19 protein-coding genes and 1 tRNA gene are annotated in these 18,995 nt (G+C 69.1%); 13 read left to right on the top strand and 7 right to left on the bottom strand.

The features are described from left to right. Positions 1-52: 52 nt before the first annotated feature. Positions 53-2,605: an aminopeptidase N gene (gene pepN, locus DW306_RS07445; RefSeq protein ID WP_136054976.1), complete on the bottom strand. Its 2,553-nt coding sequence runs from the start codon at positions 2,603-2,605 to the stop codon at positions 53-55. A gap of 125 nt (positions 2,606-2,730) precedes the next feature. On the opposite strand from pepN, the gene DW306_RS07440 reads away from it, so the two are divergent. The 5 genes from DW306_RS07440 to DW306_RS07420 are packed head-to-tail and all read left to right on the top strand — an operon-like array spanning position 2,731 to position 7,598. After that, the gene (locus tag DW306_RS07440; RefSeq protein WP_136054975.1) at positions 2,731-3,915 is read left to right on the top strand and encodes a ferrochelatase; all 1,185 of its coding nucleotides are present in this window, start codon (positions 2,731-2,733) and stop codon (positions 3,913-3,915) included. Between the two features lie 38 nt (positions 3,916-3,953). Next, positions 3,954-4,439: a ribose-5-phosphate isomerase gene (locus tag DW306_RS07435; RefSeq protein ID WP_136054974.1), complete on the top strand. Its 486-nt coding sequence runs from the start codon at positions 3,954-3,956 to the stop codon at positions 4,437-4,439. A gap of 1 nt (position 4,440) precedes the next feature. Next, positions 4,441-5,439 (top strand): DNA-formamidopyrimidine glycosylase family protein, encoded by a 999-nt coding sequence (locus tag DW306_RS07430; protein ID WP_136054973.1) that lies wholly within the window; start codon positions 4,441-4,443, stop codon positions 5,437-5,439. Positions 5,440-5,463: 24 nt separating this feature from the next. Next, entirely contained in the window at positions 5,464-6,105 is a 642-nt protein-coding gene (locus DW306_RS07425) for an FMN-binding negative transcriptional regulator (RefSeq protein WP_136054972.1), read from the top strand. After that, positions 6,102-7,598, top strand: a complete 1,497-nt coding sequence (locus tag DW306_RS07420) for an amidohydrolase family protein (RefSeq protein WP_240747107.1) — start codon at positions 6,102-6,104, stop codon at positions 7,596-7,598. The genes DW306_RS07425 and DW306_RS07420 overlap by 4 nt, the downstream gene beginning before the upstream one ends. A gap of 89 nt (positions 7,599-7,687) precedes the next feature. Here the strand turns inward: DW306_RS07420 and DW306_RS07415 are convergent, their stop codons facing one another. After that, on the bottom strand, positions 7,688-8,173 hold the full coding sequence (locus tag DW306_RS07415; RefSeq protein WP_136054971.1) for a DNA starvation/stationary phase protection protein: 486 nt from the start codon (positions 8,171-8,173) through the stop codon (positions 7,688-7,690). Positions 8,174-8,304: 131 nt separating this feature from the next. Here DW306_RS07415 and DW306_RS07410 point away from each other — a divergent pair, with 131 nt between their 5' ends. From DW306_RS07410 to DW306_RS07400, 3 genes are all read left to right on the top strand, one after another. After that, positions 8,305-8,841, top strand: coding sequence for a gamma carbonic anhydrase family protein (locus tag DW306_RS07410; RefSeq protein ID WP_136054970.1), 537 nt, complete (start codon positions 8,305-8,307; stop codon positions 8,839-8,841). A gap of 30 nt (positions 8,842-8,871) precedes the next feature. After that, positions 8,872-8,945, top strand: a tRNA-Ile gene (locus tag DW306_RS07405). 124 nt (positions 8,946-9,069) lie between these two features. Continuing rightward, on the top strand, positions 9,070-9,330 hold the full coding sequence (locus tag DW306_RS07400) for a DUF6458 family protein (RefSeq protein ID WP_136054969.1): 261 nt from the start codon (positions 9,070-9,072) through the stop codon (positions 9,328-9,330). A 42-nt stretch (positions 9,331-9,372) separates the two neighbouring features. Here the strand turns inward: DW306_RS07400 and DW306_RS07395 are convergent, their stop codons facing one another. From DW306_RS07395 to DW306_RS07385, 3 genes are all read right to left on the bottom strand, one after another. Next, positions 9,373-9,690: a hypothetical protein gene (locus DW306_RS07395; protein ID WP_136054968.1), complete on the bottom strand. Its 318-nt coding sequence runs from the start codon at positions 9,688-9,690 to the stop codon at positions 9,373-9,375. Between the two features lie 143 nt (positions 9,691-9,833). After that, the gene (locus DW306_RS07390) at positions 9,834-10,793 is read right to left on the bottom strand and encodes an AraC family transcriptional regulator (RefSeq protein ID WP_136054967.1); all 960 of its coding nucleotides are present in this window, start codon (positions 10,791-10,793) and stop codon (positions 9,834-9,836) included. Positions 10,794-10,882: 89 nt separating this feature from the next. Further along, positions 10,883-11,605 (bottom strand): exonuclease domain-containing protein, encoded by a 723-nt coding sequence (locus DW306_RS07385; RefSeq protein WP_136054966.1) that lies wholly within the window; start codon positions 11,603-11,605, stop codon positions 10,883-10,885. Positions 11,606-11,671: 66 nt separating this feature from the next. Between DW306_RS07385 and DW306_RS07380 the strand changes: the two genes are divergently transcribed. Continuing rightward, positions 11,672-12,571, top strand: a complete 900-nt coding sequence (locus tag DW306_RS07380) for an alpha/beta hydrolase (protein ID WP_136054965.1) — start codon at positions 11,672-11,674, stop codon at positions 12,569-12,571. Here DW306_RS07380 and DW306_RS07375 read toward each other — a convergent pair. Then, entirely contained in the window at positions 12,543-13,016 is a 474-nt protein-coding gene (locus DW306_RS07375; protein WP_136054964.1) for an Lrp/AsnC family transcriptional regulator, read from the bottom strand. The genes DW306_RS07380 and DW306_RS07375 overlap by 29 nt on opposite strands. 170 nt (positions 13,017-13,186) lie before the next feature. Between DW306_RS07375 and pdhA the strand changes: the two genes are divergently transcribed. The 3 genes from pdhA to DW306_RS07360 are packed head-to-tail and all read left to right on the top strand — an operon-like array spanning position 13,187 to position 16,709. Further along, positions 13,187-14,302 (top strand): pyruvate dehydrogenase (acetyl-transferring) E1 component subunit alpha, encoded by a 1,116-nt coding sequence (gene pdhA, locus DW306_RS07370; RefSeq protein ID WP_136055004.1) that lies wholly within the window; start codon positions 13,187-13,189, stop codon positions 14,300-14,302. Positions 14,303-14,304: 2 nt separating this feature from the next. Beyond that, complete coding sequence (locus DW306_RS07365) at positions 14,305-15,315, top strand: alpha-ketoacid dehydrogenase subunit beta (protein WP_136054963.1); 1,011 nt, start codon at positions 14,305-14,307, stop codon at positions 15,313-15,315. After that, the gene (locus DW306_RS07360) at positions 15,312-16,709 is read left to right on the top strand and encodes a dihydrolipoamide acetyltransferase family protein (RefSeq protein ID WP_136054962.1); all 1,398 of its coding nucleotides are present in this window, start codon (positions 15,312-15,314) and stop codon (positions 16,707-16,709) included. Before DW306_RS07365 ends, DW306_RS07360 begins: the two co-directional genes overlap by 4 nt. On the opposite strand, the gene DW306_RS07355 is transcribed toward DW306_RS07360, so the two are convergent. Continuing rightward, positions 16,702-17,325 carry a TetR/AcrR family transcriptional regulator gene (locus tag DW306_RS07355; RefSeq protein WP_136054961.1) on the bottom strand — a complete coding sequence of 208 codons (624 nt, stop codon included), beginning with the start codon at positions 17,323-17,325 and terminating at the stop codon, positions 16,702-16,704. The genes DW306_RS07360 and DW306_RS07355 overlap by 8 nt on opposite strands. 112 nt (positions 17,326-17,437) lie before the next feature. Here DW306_RS07355 and DW306_RS07350 point away from each other — a divergent pair, with 112 nt between their 5' ends. After that, positions 17,438-18,991, top strand: a complete 1,554-nt coding sequence (locus DW306_RS07350; RefSeq protein WP_136054960.1) for a carboxyl transferase domain-containing protein — start codon at positions 17,438-17,440, stop codon at positions 18,989-18,991. Positions 18,992-18,995 lie beyond the last annotated feature (4 nt).

The raw sequence follows: 18,995 nt of genomic DNA, 5'->3' as shown, positions 1-18,995 counted from the left end.
ACGACGAGAGGCCCAGCGCCCGTTGCCGGGCGCTGAGCCTCTCGCAGAGCATTCAGTCGTCGGCGTCGCGCGACTGAGCGGCCAGTGCCCGCTCGACATCCGCGAGGTTCTCCAGCACGAGGCGGCGGAGCGCCGGAGCGGCATCCTGGTTCGCTGCGAGCCAGCCGCGCGTGGCGTCGCGCAGCGCGACGTCCGCCAGTGCCGTCGGGAACAGACCGACCACGAGGTACTGCGCGATCTGATAGGTCCGCGACTCCCAGATCGGGATCAGCATGTCGAAGTACTTCGGCACGAACTCACCCAGGACCGCAGCACTGTCCGGGTGCACGAAACCGAGTGCAGCAGATCGCACGATCGTGTTCGGTGCGTCGTCGCGCTCGATGAGCGACGCCCAGGCCGCGTTCTTCGAGGCGGAGTCGGGCAGAGCGGCGCGCGCCTGAGCGGCGAACTCACCGCCCTTGGCAGTGTTGTCGGCGGCGAGAGCGGCGTCGATGGTGGCGGCATCGGTCGCGCCGATGGTCGCGAGCCCGACGAGCAGCTGCCAGTTCAGGTCGGCATCGATCTCGAGCCCGGCGAGCGTCTCCTCACCGGAGCGCAGGCGGCCGACGATTCCGGCGTGCTCCGGCGTGACGAGGGCGTTCGCGAAAGCGGTGACGAACTGGAGCTGGCTGTCGCTGCCGGGTTCCGCCGCTTCAGCCAGTGCCCAGAGCCCATCGGCGACCTTCAGGCGGGCCGACTCGCGATCGGCCGGTGTGACGTACAGTGTCGCTGCGCTGCGCAGCTGCGCGAGCGTCGTCCGCACGGTGGTGGACTCCGTCTCGCGGCCGATGTTGCCGAGCACCAGGTCGATGTAGGCGGATGCCGGCGTCTCGGCGTCGCGCGTCTGGTCCCAGGCCGCACCCCACACCAGCGAACGCGCCAGCGGGTCATGGATGTCGGCGAGGTGGGCGATCGCCGTCGCCAGGGACTTCTCGTCGAGGCGGATCTTGGCGTAGGCGAGATCGTTGTCGTTGAGCAGCACGAGGTCGGGCCGGGCGATGCCCTGCAGCTCCGGCACCTCGGTGCGGTCGCCGTCGACGTCGACCTCGACATAGTGCGTGCGCGTGAGAGAGCCGTCGGTCAGCGTGTAGAAGCCGATGCCGAGGCGGTGCGGACGGATGGTCGGATAGTCGGCCGGCGCTGTCTGCGTCACCGCGAACCGGGAGATCTTGCCGTCGCCACCCTCGGCGATGACCGGCTCGAGCGTGTTGACGCCGGCTGTCTCGAGCCACTTCTTCGACCACGTGCTCAGGTCACGGCCACTGGTGGCCTCGAGCTCGGAGAGGAGGTCGCTCAGCTCGGTGTTGCCCCACGAGTGCTTCTGGAAGTACTGCGAGACGCCACCGAAGAACGCGTCGATGCCCACCCATGCGGCGAGCTGCTTGAGGACCGACCCGCCCTTGGCGTAGGTGATTCCGTCGAAGTTGACCTGCACGTCCTCGAGGTCGTTGATCTCGGCGACGATCGGATGCGTCGAGGGGAGCTGGTCCTGGCGGTAGGCCCAGGTCTTCTCCATGGCGTTGAACGTGGTCCAGGCCTCGGTCCACTCGGTGGCCTCGGCGGTCGCGATGGTCGACGCCCATTCGGCGAACGACTCGTTGAGCCAGAGATCGTTCCACCACTTCATCGTGACGAGGTCGCCGAACCACATGTGCGCCAGCTCGTGCAGGATCGTGACGACGCGGCGCTCCTTGACGGCGTCGGTGACCTTGCTGCGGAACACGTACGTCTCGGTGAACGTGACGGCGCCGGCGTTCTCCATGGCGCCCGCGTTGAACTCGGGGACGAAGAGCTGGTCGTACTTGGCGAAGGGGTACGGCACGCCGAACTTCGACTCGTAGTACGCGAAGCCCTCGCGGGTCTTGTCGAAGATGTACTCGGCATCGAGGTGCTGCCACAGGCTCTTGCGGCCATAGACCCCGAGCGGGATCACGCGTCCGGAGGCACTGGTGAGCTCGGAGAAGGTCGACTCGTACGGACCCGCGACGAGGGCGGTGATGTAGGAGGAGATGCGCGGAGTCGGCTCGAAGCCCCAGGTGGCGGTGACGTCGTCGTCATGCACGATGGGCTCGGGAGTGGGGGAGTTCGACACGACCTTCCACGCCGACGGCGCGGTGATCGTGAACTGGAACGTGGCCTTCAGATCGGGCTGCTCGAAGACGGCGAACACCCGCCGGGAGTCGGGCACCTCGAACTGCGAGTACAGATAGACCTCGCCGTCGACGGGGTCGACGAAGCGGTGCAGACCCTCGCCCGTGTTCGTGTAGAGGCAGTCGGCGTCGACGACCAGCACGTTCTCGGCCTGCAGACCCGAAAGGGCGATGCGGGAATCGGCGAAGACCTCGTCCGGATCGAGCTGCTCTCCGTTCAGGGAGATCTCGCGCACCTCGCGAGCGATGAGGTCGATGAACGTGAAGCTCTCCGGGGTCGCCGTGAAGCGCACGACGCTCCGGGAACCGAAAACCTCGGCGCCCTTGGTCAGATCGAGGGCGACTTCGTACGACTGCGTGTCGATGACGTCGCGGCGCTCCTGCGCTTCGATGCGGGTGAGGTTCTCTCCAGGCACAGATCTACTCCCAGGGGTGAGGGGATGTCGCCGGGGTCGGGCACAGTTGGCGCCGACGGCAACCATGACAGCCTACGCCAGAGCGAACGGCCGCTCTCGCTCCGCAGAGGTGAAAGGATGGAGGGGTGACTGTGACCGAGCCGAACGCCGTTCCCTTTGCTTCGCCCGCCGCATCGAGCGGCGCACCCTTCGTGACGACCCCGGTCGCCTACGACGGCATCCTGCTGGCGGGGTTCGGCGGTCCAGAGGGACAGGATGACGTGATCCCCTTCCTCCGCAACGTCACGCGAGGCCGCGGCATCCCGGACGAGCGGCTGGAAGAGGTCGCCCACCACTACCGTCACTTCGGCGGTGTGAGCCCGATCAACGGCCAGAACCGTGTGCTCAAGGAGGCCCTGGAGGCCGAACTGGCCGCGCGGGCCATCGACCTCCCTGTCTACTGGGGCAATCGGAACTGGGCCCCGTACCTCGAGGAGGTCGTGACCGAGGCTTCGGCGCAGGGGCACAACACGCTCCTCGCGTTCGCGACCAGCGCCTACAGCTCGTTCTCCAGCTGCCGCCAGTATCGCGAGGACTTCGCCCGGATCCTCGAGGACACGGGTCTCGGCGAGACGGTCACGATCGACAAGATCCGCCCGTTCTACGATCACCCGGGTTTCGTGGAGGCCTTCGAGACGGGCGTGCGCGAAGCGGTCGAGGGGTTCCTCGCCGACGGCATCGCCGCGGCCGACATCCAGATCCTCTTCTCCACCCACAGCATCCCGACGGCCGACGCCGAGCGCTCCGGTGCACGCGACATCGAGTGGGGCGAGGGCGGTGCCTACGCGGCCCAGCATCTCGCCGTGGCCGCCTGGGTCATGGACCGCGTGCGCGAGACCGTGCCCGCAGCGGCGGACGTGTCCTGGGAGCTCGTCTACCAGTCCCGTTCGGGCCCCCCGTCGCAGCCGTGGCTCGAACCCGACGTCTGCGACGTGATCGGCGAGCTCTCCTCCCGCGGCCGCAAGGCGGTCGCGGTCGTGCCGGTCGGCTTCATGAGCGACCACATGGAGGTGCTGTGGGATCTCGACACCGAAGCCGCCGAGGCTGCCGAAGAAGCAGGTCTCGCCTTCACCCGCACGCCGACGCCCGGGGTCTCGCCCTCGTTCGTCGCCGGCATCGTCGATCTCATCGAGGAACGCCTGCAGGGCCGTCCGAACGAGCAGCGCGCCCACGTGACGTCGCTTCCCGGTGGTTTCGACGTGTGTCGTCCGGGGTGCTGTGAGAACATCCGCGCCGGGTTCAAGCCCGCCGCGGCGGGTGTCGCGCCCTGACATCCCGCCGACCTCCCGTCGCTTCTAGGATGGGATCCATGCGCATCCACATCGCCACCGATCACGCCGGTCTCGACTTCTCCACGCAGCTGCAGGACCATCTGCGCGCCGCCGGGCATGACGTCGTCGACCACGGTCCGGTCGTCTACGACGCGGTGGACGACTATCCCGCCTTCTGCATCCGTGCCGCTCAAGCCGTCGTCGCCGACCAGGCGGCCGGTGTCGAAGCGCTGGGCATCGTGTTCGGCGGTTCCGGAAACGGCGAGCAGATCGCGGCGAACAAGGTGAAGGGCGTTCGCGCGGCCCTGGTCTGGAATCTGTCGACCGCAGAACTCGCCCGCGAGCACAACGACGCGAACGTCATCTCGATCGGTGCGCGACAGCACACGTACGACGAGGTCACCGGCCTGATCGATCGCTTCATCGCGACGCCGTTCTCCGGCGAAGAGCGGCACGTGCGTCGGATCGGGCAGATCGCGGACTTCGAGCGCGACGGCTCGCTTCTTCCGGACCCGAGGGCCTGACGTGCCTGAGGGGCATTCCGTTCATCGGATCGCGCGTCAGTTCGACCGCAACTTCGTCGGGAAGACGCTGCACGCCTCGAGCCCGCAGGGGCGATTCGCCGAGGGCGCGGCGGTGCTGGACGGTCGCGCGGCTGTGAGCGTGAAGGCCGTGGGCAAGCAGATGTTCCTCGAGGCCGAGGGCGACCTCTGGCTGCGTGTGCACCTGGGCCTCTACGGCGCGTGGGACTTCGCGGGAGAGATCCTGCTCGACCCCACGATCGCCTCTGCCAATGGGCGGATGGGGCAGACCAACCAGCGCGGCACCGTCCTGGACGAACCGATCCTCGACGACGCGGGAGAGAACTCGCTCTCGTCGATCGGCGCGCCTCGCCGCACACGCGTGCACGTGCGGATGTCGGAGCAGACGAAGGGGCTCGCCGACGAGGGCATGGAGTGGCCACCCCCGATCGTGGGCCAGGTGCGCCTCCGGCTCATGACCGACATCACCGCGGCCGATCTGCGAGGCCCGACCGCGTGCGTGCTGCAGACCCCCGACGAGATGCTCGCCACGGTCGCCAAGCTGGGTCCCGATCCTCTGGTCGGCGACCCGGTCGAGAACGAGGAGCGGTTCGTCCGTGCGGTCCGCAAGACGCAGACCGTCATCGCCCTCCTCCTGATGGACCAGTCGGTCGTGAGCGGCATCGGCAACGTGTACCGCGCGGAGATGCTCTACCGTCAGCGTCTGAACCCGCACACGCCCGGCCGCGACGTGCCGGAGGAGATCGTCCGCGCACTCTGGCACGACTGGGTGCGTCTGCTCGCGATCGGCGTCGAGACGGGTCAGATGATGACCATGGACGACCTCTCCCCGGAGCAGTACCGGGCGGCGATGGCGAGTCGGGACGACCGTCATTGGGTCTATCACCGCGCCGGCCTGCCCTGCCGGGTGTGCGGCACCGAGATCGCCCTCGAGGAGATCGGTGCACGCAAGCTCTACTGGTGCCCGCGCTGCCAGGCGTGACCGCACCACCCTAGGCTTGATCCCATGCGACAGAACCCGAGCTTCACGCTGGCTGACGTCACCGAGATCCGTCGCGTCGTCGACGCGAATCCGTGGGCGACCATCGTCAGCGCGGCCGACGACGGACTCGTCTCGTCGCACTATGTCGTGCTGCTCGACGAGACGCGCGACGACCTCACGATCGTGGGGCACGTCGGCCGTCCAGACGATCTGATTCACGGTATGGGGGAACGCGAGCTCCTGGTGATCTTCCAGGGCCCGCACGGCTACGTGTCGCCGGGCTGGTACGGCGACGAGAAGGCCGTTCCGACGTGGAACTACACCGCCGTGCATCTGTCCGGCGTGCCGGAGATCCTGAGCGCCGAGGAGAACCTCGAGGTGCTCGATCGTCTGGTGGCGCGCTTCGAAGGGCGGATGCCGGAGCCGCGGCTCCTGTGGGAGCGCCCCAACGACCCGGCCTACGTCGAGCGTCTCGCTGCCGGCACGGTCGGATTCCGGCTCACCCCGACGCGCGTCGTGGCCAAGCGCAAGCTCAGTCAGAACAAGCCGGCCGAGACGATCGAGGCCGTGATCTCGGCACTGTCGGCAGACGGCCCCTATGCGAACCGCCCGCTCGCCGAGGAGATGCGGCGCGCACAGGACGCGCGGTCCGGAGCGCAGCGGTGACCGAGCGGGAGGCGGCGATCGGCACCGTCCGCGCTGTCCGGATCGCGGGGCCCGGCCGCGAGTTCCTGATGGACGACGAACCCGTCGACATCCTCATCGAGGACGGTCGTATCGCCGATATCGCACCGACGGGAGCCCTGCGCGCGCAGGGAGAGGTGCTGGATGCCGGGGGAGCCTGGGCGGTTCCCGGCCTGTGGGACAACCATGTGCACACGGTGCAGTGGGCGCTGGCGGTGGAACGCCTTGCGCTGGGCGCAGCCGGTTCTGCGGCCGAGGCCGCCCGACTCATGAGCTCCGCTGCCGTGCTTCCCGACGGACGGCGCGTCGGCAGCGGCTTCCGCGATGCGCTCTGGCCGGATGCGCCGACCCTCGCGGTGCTCGATCGCGAGACGGGCGTCGTTCCCACCTACCTGATCAACGCCGACGTGCACAGCGTGTGGCTGAACTCCGCCGCTCTCGCGCGCGAGGGGTTCCGCAGCGCGGACGGGATGCTGCGCGAGGAGGACGCGTTCGAGATCTCTCGACGCCTCAACGCCGCAGATCCCGCGCACAGCGACGCCGCCGTGCAGGCGGCCGGCGAACGCGCGGCGATGCGAGGCATCACCGGGTTGGTCGACTTCGACATGGCATGGAACGCGGATGCCTGGCCGCGACGCATCGGCACCGGATTCGCAGCCCACCGCGTCGAGTTCGCGATCTACCCCTTCGATCTCGACCGGGCGATCGCGACGGGCCTGAAGTCGGGGGAGCTCCACGAGGACCCGGACGCCCCGGCTGCGGCCCGCGGCCTCGTGCGGGTGGGGTCGCTCAAGGTGATCACCGATGGCTCGCTGGGCACCCGCACGGCGGCCTGCTCGCATGCCTATCCCGGCGATCCGCTGAACTTCGGGATGCTCACGGTTCCGCCGGATGCCCTCGTCGACCTGCTCACGCGAGCTGCGGGTGCGGGGCTCGCGGCCGCGGTGCACGCGATCGGCGACCGAGCGACGACTTCCGCCCTGGATGCGTTCACCGTCTCGGGTGCAGTCGGCACCATGGAGCACGCCCAGCTGGTCCGTCATGCGGATCTCGCACGGTTCGCACGCCTCGGCATCATCGCCAGCGTTCAGCCGCAGCATGCCCTCGACGACCGTGACCTCGTGGCGAAGCACTGGAGAGATCAGACGGCGATCAGCTATCCGCTCGCTTCGCTGCGGAACGCGGGAGCGGAGCTCCGCTTCGGGTCCGACGCGCCGGTGGCCGCTCTCGATCCGTGGCACGCGATCGCCGCCGCGGTGTCGCGCACCGACGACGAGCGCGATCCGTGGCATCCCGAGGAGACGCTCACCGTGGACCAGGCGCTCGAGGCGAGCGTGCGGTCATCGCTCCGTCCCGGTGAGCCCGCGGACATCGTGCTCTGCTCCGCCGATCCCCGGACCAGCAGCGCGACGGATCTCCGCGCGATGCCGGTCGGCGCGACGCTGCTCGCCGGTCGCGTGACCCACGTGCAGTAGACGACCGACCCACGTGCCGTAGACGACGGAGAACACGCAAGAGGGCGGACCCCGGTGATACCGGAGCCCGCCCTCTTCAGCGTCGTGCGTCAGGCCGCGATGTGCGAGACGAGGAACCAGCGGTCCTTGTCGAGACCGCGCTGGATCTCGATCGCGACGTCCTGGCTCGTGAGGTCGACCTCGTCGAGGCCGTCGACGGCTGCACGGACGTCGACGAGGATCGCGTCGATGTCGGCGATGACCGCACGGATGAGGTCGTCGGACTGGGTGAACCCGGCCGGCACTCCCGTGGCCCCGGCCTTGGCGGCGACCGCGCTGACGCGGGCGTCGATCGGGAGACCGAGAGCGACGATGCGCTCTGCGGCCGTGTCGGCGAAGTCGCCGGCGTGGGCGACGATCGTGTCGAGCAGCTCGTGGACCCCGACGAAGTTCGCGCCGCGGACGTGCCAGTGCGCCTGCTTGCCGTTGATGGTCAGGGCCTGCAGGCCGAGCACGACGGGGGAGAGGAACTGCGCCGCGCCAGCGGCGGCGGTCGGGTCGATGGCGGTGGTGGAAACGGTCTGTGCCTTGCTCATCTTGTGCTCCTCCAGGAGGGAAATCTCGTATCTGTTGAAGACAACGCTACTCACGCTCAGACATTCCGCAAGCAAGCTGAGGCTGGGCTCACTTCCGCGTGATTCCGCGGAAGTGAGGGTAGTCTCACCTCATGACCATCGCCGCCGGAGCGTCCGTGCTCCGCCTCCCGAACAGTATTCCGTCGATCGATGACTCCGCGTTCGTCGCAGACGGCGCCCGGATCGTCGGAGACGTGGATCTCGGCGCCGGCGCCAGCGTCTGGTACAACGCGGTGCTGCGGGGCGACTCCGCCGGGATCCGCATCGGTCCGGGCAGCAACGTGCAGGACAACGTCTCGGTGCACGTCGATGCCGGTCATCCTGTCGTCGTGGGCGCCAAGGTGTCGATCGGGCACAACGCCGTGGTGCACGGCTGCACGATCGGCGACGGGTCGCTCGTCGGCATGGGGTCCGTGATCCTCAGCGGTGCCGTGATCGGGGAAGGCTGCCTGATCGCCGGTGGCGCCGTGGTGCTCGGAGGCACCGAGATCCCGGCCGGTTCGCTCGTCGCCGGCGTGCCTGCGAAGGTGCGCCGCGCGCTCAGCGACGAGGAGCGGGCGGGGTTGATCGCCAACGCCGAGATCTATCTCGGCCACCTGCAGATCCACGCCGCCGCTGCTCCGGCGTGAACGGCTCGGCCGCTAGGCTGGAGCGCGTACGGGGCGGTGGCCAAGCTGGTTAAGGCAGTGGGCTCATAACCCAACGATCGCGGGTTCAAGTCCCGCCCGCCCTACCGATTCAGCGCTGTCTCCGAGAGGAATTCGGAGCGAGCGCGCGCTGTCAAGGCCCTGCCGGGCGCTTCTGCATCGCGGCACTCTCGAGTGCGTGCGGCACTCCGCCGCGGAACGGGAGGCATCATGAGCATCGGCACAGGAATCGCGCTCTTCGTCATCGGAGCGATCCTCGTCTTCGCGGTGAACGTCGAGGTGCCGTGGGTGAACCTCGACATGGTCGGCTACATCCTGATGGGCGCAGGAGTGGTCGTCTTCCTCATCGGCATCATCCTGCTGGCGCGCCGTCGGCGTACCGACACGGTGTCGCGTACGTCCGTGGACCCGGCCACGGGTGAGCCGGTCACGCGCCGGTCGGTTCGCGCGACCAACGACGACGTGGTGTGACCGCGCGGACGGGCGGCATCCGCCTCATCCCGGAGGATGCCGTCAGTCTGCCGCGGCGCTCTCGAGGTGCTCCTCGATGAGCGTGATCCCGCCGCTCGAATTCGCGGAGAGTGCGAGATCCTCGATCCACTTCCTGCTGAGCTCGGGCGTCTCCGGTTCCTGGAACACGAATCGGAGCGGGATCGACGGGTGCAGCCACAGCGTGGAGCGCCCGGGAGCGTCGCCTTCGGGGTGCTTCCACGACAGGGTGAAGCTCTCATTGCGGCGGAGCTTGGTGGCGATGACCACCTTGAGGTGAGCGAGTGCGCGGTCCTCGACCTGGATCGGGTCCTGGGCGTCGCCGTAGTACAGGGCTCCCACGGCTCAGCTCGCGTCGGGGGAGACGGCGGTCGTGTGGCTCATGTGACTCCTCGGTGCGTGCATGGGGGGACAGACGCAGTCCGGGCGTAGTTGCACTCTATCCAAATGAGGAGATTCGTCCGGCCGTACCCCGGGACCCGCCGTCACGCGCGAACAGAGTCTTCGCCTGGCGTCACACTGCGGGCCGGATCTGCCGCGACAGCGGGGGCGGTCCCATAGGCCGCGCGGTAGGCGGTGGCGAACCGAGAAGGGTGGCTGAAGCCCCATCGGCGGGCGACCGCGCGGACGGATTCGCCGTCTCCGCGATCGAGATCACGACGCGCTCCGTCGAGGCGGGCGCGCCGAAGTGCGTCGGTCGGGGTGATGTCGAGGGCACGCCGGAAGGCGTACTGCAGGCCCCTGGTCGAGATGAACGACGCGGTCGCCACGTCGTCGACCGTGATCGGCAGGTGGGCGTTCTCCTCGATGTAGGCGAGAGCGCGCCGCACCGTCAACGGCGCGCCCGCGCGCTGCGGCGTCCTCCGCAGGGAGTCGGTCATGGTCGTGGGGAACGTCGCCAGCGTCGTCATCAACGCGTGCCGTTCGAACTCGGCGCGGAGGATGCGGTCGTCGCCGAGTTCGTCGTCGAAGGAGGTGTCGAGGTAGTGGAACATCCGCTCCCACTGCATCGCAGCGGCGGACGACCGCGGTGCGAGGCCCGTCGCACGCAGCTCGATGCCGTCGTCACCCGTGATCTGCCGGGCGCGCTCCTGCGCCGCTGCGCGGTCGAAGACGAGGGCGCGAACGCGAGCCGAGTGCAGCCACTGGGCCTGGACAGGCTCGCCGTCGGTGAGCCATGGCGTGCGCGCATCGAGATCCTGGTCCTTCGACCAGACGCGGGCGCCCGCAGAATCGACGCGGCACGCGAGCAGCTGATCCTGCGGTTCGGCGGTGGAATGGATCTGCGCGGCGAGTTCATAGCGCACCAAAGTCGCGGACGCCAGATCGGCGGATCGCCAGTCGAATCGGAAGCGTCTCGGGTCGACCTTCTGGAGGGTGGCGGACGGCACGAACTGCTGCCAGGTGGACTCCACGTCATCGACGTTCCTGGACGTGAACTGCATCGCGTGCTTCCTCCTCACACCGCGCGAAATAGGCGCCAATGTGGAGATTAGTCGAACCCGCAGACAGTGACGAACGCGGCATCGGACGCTCAGTCCGCCGGACGGTGCGCGCGCACCGGCCAGGTGCCGTCGAGCCGCTCCTCGGGCTCGAGGCGGCCGACGCTGATGAAGTACTCCGTGAGGCTCGCGGCCTGGGAGCGGGCCCAGCCGATCTGACGCGTGTGCAGTTCGGTCAGAGTGGGGGGAAGGGAGAACTGGCGCGCGAGCGCCTGGGCGACGCGTCCGGCGGCGATCGCATCGGCGGCGGCCTCGTGTGCTCCCTCGAGCGAGACGGCGTAGTGCTCGGCGACGACCTCGAGGGTGCGCTTGCCTCGGCGGTACCGGTCGTAGGCCTTGTCGATGACGAACGGGTCGATGACCGGCGCGGGGTCGGTGAGCGGCTCGATCCCATGCCGCAGGGCCTCGTGAGCGAGAAGGGAGAAGTCGTAGGAGGCGTTGTAGGCGACGACCGGAACGCCCTGGCCGAGCAGAGACCGGAGGGCGGAGGTGACCTCGCCCACGACCTCGGGCGCGGGTCGACCATGCGTCCGCGCGTGGTCGGTGGTGATGCCGTGCACGGCGGTGGCGCCATCGGGGATGACGATGCCGGGATCGGCGAGCCAGGAACGAGCCGCGATCTGCCGGCCGTGGGCGTCGAGGACGCCGACGTGCGCGCTGACCACCCGGTCGGAGGTGACGTCGACCCCGGTCGTCTCCAGATCGAACACCGCGACACGCGTGAGCCAGGCGGGGAGCTCGGGACGGGGTGGCATGCCCTCACGGTAGATCCGTCCTCCGACATTCAGGAGAAGGCGCACGGCGGCTCGTAGACTCGGAGCATGACCGTGCCATCGCCCTACGCCGACCGTCTCCGTCGCCTGCCGGTGCGCCGGCACGAGGTCGCCGTGCGCGGCGGGGTGACCGCCTACTGGGAGTACGGCCCGGAGGATGCGGAGACCACGGTCGTGGCTGTGCATGGATTCCGGGGCGAGCATCACGGCCTGGAACCCGTGCTCGCGTACCTTCCCGAGGTGCGTGTGATCGCGCCCGACCTTCCCGGCTTCGGCGAGACGGCAGCGCTGCCGTCTCGGACGCACGACCTCGACGAGTACGCGGCCTGGCTGACCGAGTTCACCGCCGTCGTCGCACCGGGTGCCGTCATCCTCGGCCACTCCTTCGGCTCGATCGTCACGTCGGCCGCCGTCGCCGGGGGACTCGAGACTCCGCGGCTGATCCTGCTGAACCCGATCGGGGCTCCCGCGCTCGAAGGTCCCAAGGGCGTGATGACGCGCCTCGCCGTGTTCTACTACGCACTGGGTGCGCGTCTTCCTCAGCGGCTGGGAACCGCATGGCTGCGGAGCCGCCTCGTCGTTCGGGTGATGAGCCTCACGATGACGAAGACGCGGGAGCCCGCGCTGCGCCGCTTCATCCACGATCAGCACGACACGTACTTCTCGCGGTTCTCCGACCGGGACGTGCTGCACGACGCGTTCGTCGCGAGCGTGTCACACGACGTGCGGGAGTTCGCCGCCGACATCCCTGTGCCGACCCTGCTGGTCGCCGCCGAGCGCGACGACATCACCCCCATCGAGGCCGAGCGGAAGCTCGCGACGATGTTCGAGGACGCCACTCTGGTCGAGATCGCCCACGTGGGGCACCTCATCCACTACGAGACGCCGGCCGAGGCCGCCGGCGCTGTGCGGCGCTTCCTCAGGATTCCCGTCGAGCGAGGCCGATGAGTCCGGCCACCCGGAACGGGATCACCTCGCCCATGGCGAGCGAGGTCTCCGTCCGCTCGACACCCTCGATCGACAGGATCCGGGCATCGGTGTCGAAGAGGTGTCTGGCGTCGCGACACGCGACGCGGGCGAGCAGGTCGATCGAGCCGCTGAGGCCGTGCGCCTGGACGATCTCCGGAATGCGCGCGAGCTCGTTGATGATGCGGGGCAGCTCGGGCTGACGCACGCCGATGTTGACGAAGGCCTGCAGCGGGAAGCCCAGCACGTCGGGGGAGAAGGAGCGCTCGTAGGAGAGGAACACCCCCGTCTGCTCCAGCCGCGCCATCCGGGCCTGGATGGTGTTGCGCGACAGCTTGAGGTTCTCGGCGAGCGCGACGATCGTGATGCGCGGATCGGCGGCGAGCGCGGCGAGGAGTTCGAGATCGATACGGTCCAGTCCAGACATAGTGACAAACCCTAGCAGGACCCGAACGCCGAATATCGAGCAACATGCTCAAGCCCATCGCAATTGCTTGAGCGAGGTGCTGAACGGACGTAGCCTCTGAGCATGCCGGTGCTGAAGCCGGTGCCAGCGCCGAGGCTCCATGAGAGCCGCTGAGGACTTGGAGGACGATGATGTCACCGCAGATCACGCCCATCGCCGACACCGCACAGGATCTCGAGCTCTCCGAGCGCATCCTGGCCCCCGACGGATCGCGCATCGCGAACCCCCGGCTCGACCCGTATGTCGCCGACGTGGATGCCGCGCAGCTGCGCGCTCTGCACCGCGACATGATGATCCTCCGCCGGATCGACTCCGAGGGCGTGGCCCTCCAGCGTCAGGGACAGCTCGGCCTCTGGGCGCCGTGCCTCGGCCAGGAGGCCACGCAGATCGGCACCGCGCGGGCCCTCGCCCCGCAGGACTACGTCTTCCCGAGCTACCGCGAGACCGGCGTCATCTACGCCCGGGGCGCACAGCCCGGCGACTACGTCCGCATGTGGCGGGGCGAGGAAGGCGCCGGCCACGATCCGGAGGCACACCGGGTCGCTCCGCTGCAGATCATCATCGGCGCGCAGACGCTCCACGCGGTCGGCTACGCCCTCGGCATCCGTCATGAGGGCGCCGACGAGGTCGCGGTGACCTACTTCGGTGACGGCGCCACCAGCCAGGGCGACGTGAACGAGGCGATGATCTTCGCCGCGTCCTACCAGGCCCCCGTCGTCTTCGTCTGCCAGAACAACCACTGGGCGATCTCCGAGCCCGTCGCGGTGCAGTCGCAGTTCCCCATCGCCGGACGCGCTCCCGGTTTCGGCATCCCCAGCCTGCGGGTCGACGGCAACGATGTTCTCGCCTGCATGGCGGCCATGCGCTGGGCCCTCGAGCACGCGCGGGCCGGCAAGGGCCCGGCGTACATCGAGGCCGTGACCTACCGCATGGGTCCGCACACCACGGCGGACGACCCCACGCGCTACCGCGACGAGGTCGAGCTCGACTCGTGGCGCCGGCGCGATCCGATCGCGCGACTCGAGGAGTACCTCCGCGCGACGGGAGAGTTCAGCGACGAGCACGTCGCCGAGACCCAGGCCGCGGCGGATGCCGTCGCCAAGGAGATGCGCGCCGCATGCCTGGGGATGGTCACGCGCCCCCCGCTCTCGGTGTTCGACGGCGTCTACGCGGAGCCTCACACGGGGCTCGACCGTCAGCGCGACGAATACGCCGCGTACCTCGCGACCTTCGACGTCGAGGCCTGATCATGACGGAGATGACTCTCGGAAAGGCCCTCGGAGCCGGACTCCGTCAGGCGATGCGCGACGACGACAAGGTCGTGCTGCTCGGCGAGGACATCGGCAAGCTCGGCGGTGTGTTCCGCATCACCGACGGGCTGCTCGACGAATTCGGCGCGGCCCGCGTGATCGACACCCCTCTCGCGGAGTCCGGCATCGTCGGCATGGCGGTCGGACTCGCGTTCCGCGGCTACCGGCCGGTCGTCGAGATCCAGTTCGACGGTTTCGTGTACCCCGCGTTCGACCAGATCGTCGCGCAGGTCGCGAAGCTGCACTATCGCACGCAGGGGCGCGCGAAGATGCCCATCACGATCCGGATCCCGTGGGCGGGTGGGATCGGCGCGGCCGAGCACCACTCGGAGTCGCCGGAGGCGTACTTCGTGCACACGGCCGGTCTGCGCGTGATCGCGGTCTCCAATCCGGAGGACGCGTATCGCAGCCTCCGCCAGGCGATCGCCAGCGACGACCCCGTGATCTTCTTCGAGCCGAAGCGGCTGTACCACCACAAGGGCGAGGTCGACCTCGAGGCGCCGCTCGCCGACGCGTCGCCGATGGGGCTCGCCCGTGTCGTGCGCACGGGAACGGATGCCACGCTGATCACCTACGGCGCCATGGTCTCGACCGCCCTGCAGGCGGCCGATGCCGCGGAGGACGAAGGCATCTCGCTGGAGGTCGTCGACCTGCGCTCTCTCTCGCCGGTCGATTACGCCTCGGTCGCCGCATCCGTGCGCAAGACCGGACGCGTCGTCGTCGCCCACGAGGCGTCGCGCGAGGCGGGAGTCGCCGCGGAGGTCATCGCGAGCATCACCGAGCGCTGCTTCGAGTACCTCGAGTCCGCACCTCTCCGCGTCACCGGACACGACATCCCGTACCCTCCCGCGAAGCTCGAGAAGTATCACCTACCCGACCTCGACCGCCTGCTCGACGCGGTCGATCGCGTGCTAGACCGCCCGAACAGCCTGACGGGAGCAGACGCATGAACGCGGAGTTCCGCCTGCCGGACCTCGGTGAAGGACTGACCGAGGCAGAGGTCGTGCAGTGGCTCGTCGCCCCCGGCGACGCGGTCGCCCTGAACCAGACGCTCGCCGAGGTCGAGACGGCGAAGGCCGTCGTCGAACTGCCGTCGCCCTATGAGGGGACGGTCGCGACGCTGCACGCCGAAGCGGGCCAGACGGTGGCCGTCGGCGCCCCGCTGATCGACTTCGACGTGGAGGGCGCCGATGAGCCGGCGGCGACGGACGATGCGGGGAAGCAGGATGCGGGGGAGAAGGCACAGCCGAACCTCGTGGGTTACGGTGCCGCACCGACCGCCGCGGGTCGTCCGGCCCGCCGCGCGCGTCGTGTCGGCGGGACCGCTGCGTCGGCGGATATCGCCGTCCTCGAGGCCGCTCCACATGATGCGCGGCCCGCGGCCAGCACCGAGACCGTCGTCGAGCGTCCGCGCTCCACACCACCGGTCCGCGCGCATGCCAAGCGGCTCGGCATCGATCTGGTGCTCGTCGCGGCAGAGGTCGGGGATCGGGTGATCACCCGGAACGACGTCGATGCGTATGCGCAACGCGTCGGGTCCGCCTCTGCAGCCTCCGCCTCCGCGGCGTCCGCGGCTCCGTCGCCGGCCGAGACCGTCGTGCCCGCCACGGCGGAGAGCCTGTTCGCGACGGCCCGCTCGGGCGAGCGGGAGACGCGCATCCCGATCCGCGGCGTCCGCAAGCACACCGCGGCGACGATGGTGCAGAGCGCCTTCACCGCTCCGCACGTCACCGTGTTCCACACCGTCGATGTGACGGCGACGATGGACCTCCTGGCGAGCCTCCGCGACGACAGGGCACTCGCCGAGCACCGGATCGGTCCGCTCGCGGTCATCGCGAAGGCCGTCTGCCTCGCCCTCGGTCGCGCGCCGGGCCTCAACTCGCGCTGGGACGAGGCGGCTGGCGAGATCGTCCAGTACAACTTCGTCGACCTGGGCATCGCCGCGGCGACGGATCGGGGCCTCATCGTTCCGAACATCCGGGATGCGGATCAGCTGACACTCACGGGGCTCGCGACGGCGTTGAAGTCGCTCGCCGAGACGGCGCGAGCAGGGAAGACGTCGCCGGCCGAGCTCGCCGGCGGCACCTTCTCGATCTCCAACATCGGCGTGTTCGGTGTGGAGGCGGGGACACCGATCCTGCCTCCCGGTCAGTCCGGCATCCTGGCGGTCGGCGCCGTCCGCCGACAGCCGTGGGAGTACCAGGGCGAGATCGCGCTGCGTCAGGTGATGACGCTCAGTCTCTCGTTCGATCACCGACTCGTCGACGGGGCGGAAGGCGCGAGATTCCTCAAGGACGTCGCCGACGTGCTGCAGGAGCCGGGCCGCGCCATGCTCCTCAGGTAGGGGCGCGCAGCGCGGCATCCGCCATCGCGACGAGGACGCTCGCGGTGGCGGCATGCCGGCGGGCGGCGGCGCGCGTGCTGTGCGGCGTCGAGTTGATCAGACCGAAGCAGGCCTGCACGCGCAGCCGGAGTTCGTCACGATCGGCCTTCGGCGTCTCGGCGGCGGCGCCGCTGATCGGATGCAGAGGCTCCAGGGTGTCCATCCACAGCTCGATGTATGCGCGCTGCAGGCGGCGCACCTCGGCTCGATCGGTCTCGGAGAGGTGGGCGACATCGCGGTCCTGCACCTGGATCACCTCGGCGTTGCCGAGAGCGAAGTCCACGTGGAAGCGGATCAGCGCCTGCATGCGCGCGTCGGGTGTCGTGGCGCCGTCGGAGACCTGACGGCCTCCGTGGATCAGGTCTTGGCTGACCTTCACCAGGACCGCGCCGAGCAGCGCCTGTTTACCGGCGAAGTGGCGGTAGACCGCCGGGCCGGACACGCCGACCGCAGCGCCGATGTCTTCAAGACTCACGCCCGTGTAGCCACGCTCGGCGAAGAGGCGAGCGGCGGCGTGAAGGATCGCGTCGGAGCGCTCGGCCTTCGCGCGGTCTCGGGCAGTGACCGGGCTTGTCATCTCAGTTAATCCTCGCTAACCTGAATCAACGGGTTAGTGAACACTAACCGAGAATGCATGCACTGCGCCAGCACCTTCGCCGGCGCCGACGTGGGTCGAGGAGGACATCACGATGTCGGCAACCCAGGAGTCGCTCGCCCAGGAGCTGCGGGATCGCCTCGCGACCGCTGCGCGCGGCGGACCCGCGGCGTCACGAGAGCGCCATCTGGCTCGGGGAAAGCTGCTCCCGCGCGACCGTGTCGCACGACTCCTCGACGAGGGCAGTCCCTTCCTCGAGGTCGCGCCGCTCGCCGCGGACGGGCTGTACGGGGGAGAGGCGCCGGGCGCGGGAGTGATCGCCGGGATCGGGCTCGTCCACGGTCGCCACGTGATGGTGGTCTGCAACGACGCCACCGTCAAGGGCGGCACCTACTACCCGATGACGGTGAAGAAGCACCTGCGCGCCCAGGAGATCGCTCTCGAGAACAGACTGCCCTGCCTCTACCTCGTCGATTCGGGCGGAGCCTTCCTGCCGAGGCAGGACGAGGTCTTCCCCGATCGCGAGCACTTCGGGCGCATCTTCTTCAACCAGGCGCGGATGTCGGCGGAGCGCATCCCGCAGCTCGCGGCGGTGCTCGGGTCCTGCACCGCCGGCGGCGCGTATGTGCCCGCCATGAGCGACGAGACCATCATCGTCCGTGGCCAGGGCACGATCTTCCTCGGCGGTCCGCCGCTCGTGAAGGCCGCGATCGGTGAGATCGTGACCGCGGAGGAGCTGGGTGGCGGAGAGCTGCACGCCCGTCGCAGCGGCGTCGTGGACCACCTCGCCGAAGACGACGAGCACGCCCTCGAGATCCTCCGGGACATCGTCGCGACGCTCCCGCCGCCGCAGGCACCCGCATGGGAGGTGCTCGACAGCCGTGTCCCGTCCGAGCAGTCGCCCCTGTACGACGTCGTACCCGTCGATGTGAACGAGGCCTACGACGTGCGCGAGGTCATCGCGCGCCTGGTCGACGGCGACAGCTTCCGCGAATTCAAAGCCGAGTACGGCACGACTCTCGTCACCGGCTTCGCTCGTCTGCACGGGCATCCGATCGGCATCGTCGCCAACAACGGGGTGCTGTTCAGCGAGTCGGCGCTCAAAGGCGCGCACTTCATCGAACTGTGCGACCAGCGCGGCATCCCGTTGCTCTTCCTCCAGAACATCACCGGCTTCATGGTCGGATCGGATGCCGAGGCCGGCGGCATCGCGAAGGACGGGGCCAAGATGGTCACCGCCGTCGCGAGCACCCGCGTCCCCAAGCTCACGGTCATCATCGGCGGATCCTTCGGCGCCGGGAACTACTCCATGTGCGGCCGTGCCTACTCGCCGCGCTTCCTCTGGACCTGGCCGGCCAGCCGGATCTCGGTGATGGGCGGCGCGCAGGCGGCATCCGTCCTCGCGACGGTCAAGGAGGACCAGCTCACGGCCCGTGGCGACGGCTGGACCACCGAGGATCGGGCGTCTTTCGAGGCGCCGATCCGCGAGCAGTACGAGCAGCAGGGCGAGCCGTACTACGCCACCGCTCGGCTCTGGGACGACGGAATCGTCGACCCGGCTCAGACCCGTGATCTCCTGGGCCTCGCCCTCGATGTCGTCGCCCGCAGTCCGCTGCCCGAACCGCGCTTCGGCGTCTTCCGGATGTGAGTGC

Source organism: Microbacterium sp. K24 (assembly GCF_004794465.1).
GTDB lineage: Bacteria > Actinomycetota > Actinomycetes > Actinomycetales > Microbacteriaceae > Microbacterium.
The sequence above is the reverse complement of the archived record's forward strand: the minus strand, read 5'-3'. Positions and strand labels throughout refer to the sequence as shown.

What these genes read in the sequence shown, in the direction of transcription:
- DW306_RS07435 (WP_136054974.1), top strand. Translation starts at nt 3,954, where the DNA reads ATGCGCATCCACATCGCCACCGATCACGCCGGTCTCGACTTCTCCACG.
- DW306_RS07425 (WP_136054972.1), top strand. Translation starts at nt 5,464, where the DNA reads ATGCGACAGAACCCGAGCTTCACGCTGGCTGACGTCACCGAGATCCGT.
- DW306_RS07415 (WP_136054971.1), bottom strand. Translation starts at nt 8,173, where the DNA reads ATGAGCAAGGCACAGACCGTTTCCACCACCGCCATCGACCCGACCGCC.
- DW306_RS07410 (WP_136054970.1), top strand. Translation starts at nt 8,305, where the DNA reads ATGACCATCGCCGCCGGAGCGTCCGTGCTCCGCCTCCCGAACAGTATT.
- DW306_RS07400 (WP_136054969.1), top strand. Translation starts at nt 9,070, where the DNA reads ATGAGCATCGGCACAGGAATCGCGCTCTTCGTCATCGGAGCGATCCTC.
- DW306_RS07390 (WP_136054967.1), bottom strand. Translation starts at nt 10,793, where the DNA reads ATGCAGTTCACGTCCAGGAACGTCGATGACGTGGAGTCCACCTGGCAG.
- DW306_RS07385 (WP_136054966.1), bottom strand. Translation starts at nt 11,605, where the DNA reads ATGCCACCCCGTCCCGAGCTCCCCGCCTGGCTCACGCGTGTCGCGGTG.
- DW306_RS07380 (WP_136054965.1), top strand. Translation starts at nt 11,672, where the DNA reads ATGACCGTGCCATCGCCCTACGCCGACCGTCTCCGTCGCCTGCCGGTG.
- DW306_RS07375 (WP_136054964.1), bottom strand. Translation starts at nt 13,016, where the DNA reads ATGTCTGGACTGGACCGTATCGATCTCGAACTCCTCGCCGCGCTCGCC.
- pdhA (WP_136055004.1), top strand. Translation starts at nt 13,187, where the DNA reads ATGTCACCGCAGATCACGCCCATCGCCGACACCGCACAGGATCTCGAG.
- DW306_RS07365 (WP_136054963.1), top strand. Translation starts at nt 14,305, where the DNA reads ATGACGGAGATGACTCTCGGAAAGGCCCTCGGAGCCGGACTCCGTCAG.
- DW306_RS07360 (WP_136054962.1), top strand. Translation starts at nt 15,312, where the DNA reads ATGAACGCGGAGTTCCGCCTGCCGGACCTCGGTGAAGGACTGACCGAG.
- DW306_RS07355 (WP_136054961.1), bottom strand. Translation starts at nt 17,325, where the DNA reads ATGACAAGCCCGGTCACTGCCCGAGACCGCGCGAAGGCCGAGCGCTCC.
- DW306_RS07350 (WP_136054960.1), top strand. Translation starts at nt 17,438, where the DNA reads ATGTCGGCAACCCAGGAGTCGCTCGCCCAGGAGCTGCGGGATCGCCTC.